The organism is Desulfosporosinus sp. Tol-M2, assembly GCF_059735615.1.
In genome coordinates, this window is sequence record NZ_JCAIJG010000182.1 from 1 (window position 1) to 1,885 (window position 1,885).

At 41.9% G+C, this 1,885-nt stretch carries 2 protein-coding genes; both read left to right on the plus strand.

Features of this window, described 5'->3' with window-relative positions:
- Positions 1-88: 88 nt before the first annotated feature.
- Positions 89-298 carry a type II toxin-antitoxin system HicB family antitoxin gene (locus tag AC6I5A_RS13535; protein ID WP_034617120.1) on the plus strand — a complete coding sequence of 70 codons (210 nt, stop codon included), beginning with the start codon at positions 89-91 and terminating at the stop codon, positions 296-298.
- 431 nt (positions 299-729) lie between these two features.
- Entirely contained in the window at positions 730-1,563 is an 834-nt protein-coding gene (locus tag AC6I5A_RS13540; RefSeq protein ID WP_052168110.1) for a methyltransferase domain-containing protein, read from the plus strand.
- The last annotated feature ends 322 nt before the right edge of the window (positions 1,564-1,885 follow it).

Below are 1,885 nucleotides of genomic sequence, written 5' to 3' on the forward strand. Positions count from 1 at the left end.
ATTCAACCTAATGGTGCAAAAGCAAAATCATATCAAGTCAAACAGATAAGACAGATTATTTTGAAGTATAAACTCGGAGGTGGTATTGATGCATAAGTATGAAATTATTATCTATTGGAGTGATGAGGACGATGCGTATATAGCCGAGGTGCCAGAACTGCCAGGATGTGCTTCGGATGGAAAAACACATCAGGAAGTCTTAAAAAATATAGAAGTAGTTATTGATGAATGGATAGAAACAGCAAAATTAATGGGAAGGTCTGTACCTGAACCACGAGGCAGATTATTGTTTGCATAGAATTGACCATAGCACTTTCATTGATATCTTTGGTTTTGTGACGCTCAAGGGGCCGCCATCCGTGGCGGCCTCTGAATTCGGGGGCGTACGGCTTCGTAGAACACGGTTTTCCCGACACTTGGAGGATGATGCATGTGGTTGGGGCGCGTCGGGAAAACCTGGACGTTCTACGACATATCGTGCGAAGGGCGCGCCATCCTTGGCGCGGACGAAGGAATTAGTAGAAGGTATTTCTTCACATTTACAAGAATAATGTGAAGCAATGGAACCTTATAAATGTACGACTAAAACATAATACATTTGATTGTGAATTTTTAATCAGAGTATGTTAATACCAAAAATCATGAGGGGGGGCGATAATTATGAAATTAAATTACGTAATTTTTCATTCAGTTGTATTAGAGGTGAATAAAATCTAAAAGGAGATTTTTATGGACATTACAAAAATTATTAAATCAATTGGTAATCCAACACCGTACGACAAAGGAACAGATATGATGTGGACAGATAAGCACATTTCAAAGTTTCTATTGGATGCGCATATAAATCCTGAAATCGGAGTAGCAAGCCGTACTTCAATGGACATTGATAAGACGGTTGATATGATTGACAAGATGATTCGCCCAGGATCGGAAATCTTGGACTTGGGTTGTGGGCCCGGACTATATGCGGAACGGTTGTCGAAGAAAGGCCACAAAGTAACAGGGGTTGATTTCTCCAAGAACTCAATTGATTATGCTATCAAACAACGTGAGAAGAATCAGTCCGCTATTGAATATATCAACGACAATTATCTAAATTTGGACTTCGAGGGCCAATTTGATATCATCATGATGATTTATTGCGACTTTGGGGTATTAGTATCAGAAGAACGTATATCCTTGATGAAAATGATTCATAAGGCTTTGAAGCCCGGAGGCATTTTCTTATTTGACGCAATCGACGAAGAAACAATTGAAAGGTTAAGTTTTAATTCTTCCTGGGATATGTCTGAGGGAGGATTTTGGAAGCCTACCCCATACATTTGTCTAAGCAAAAGCTTCCATTTCAAAGAAAACAAAGCAACGCTGGATCAGCATCTAGTGATGGGGGAGGATGATTCTTTCCAACTGTATAGGTTTTGGAACCACTATTTTGATCAAGAGGATGTCGAAAAGATATTTAGACCTATTGGTTTTTCAAAAGTAGAAAGCATTAAAAACTTATTGACTGGCAGTGGTCCATATAATGATCACGGAGTAGTGTTTTATGCAGTGAGCAAATAATTTCTACATCAACATTTTCTAATGACTTTGAGGTTTTGTTGAGCTATTCAGGGCAGCGCCGTCCATGGCGCTGTCTGAGTCTGGGGGCACGATACGTCGTAGAACAGCGTATTACCAAAATCTGAGAGAGTATGAATGTAGTAACCAGACTTCGGGAATTCACGGAACGATAGGCCGGACATCGCTCGCGCGCTCACTCGTCCGGTCTATCGTGGTGGCGGGTTCCCGGGGCACGGCGACTTGCTCGCTCGCGCTTGACGCTCGCGACGTCGCCTATCAGCCGGGTTCCCGGCTGATGCCCAAATTCCCACTTCGTGGGAAC

What these genes read in the sequence shown, in the direction of transcription:
- AC6I5A_RS13535 (WP_034617120.1), top strand. Translation starts at nt 89, where the DNA reads ATGCATAAGTATGAAATTATTATCTATTGGAGTGATGAGGACGATGCG.
- AC6I5A_RS13540 (WP_052168110.1), top strand. Translation starts at nt 730, where the DNA reads ATGGACATTACAAAAATTATTAAATCAATTGGTAATCCAACACCGTAC.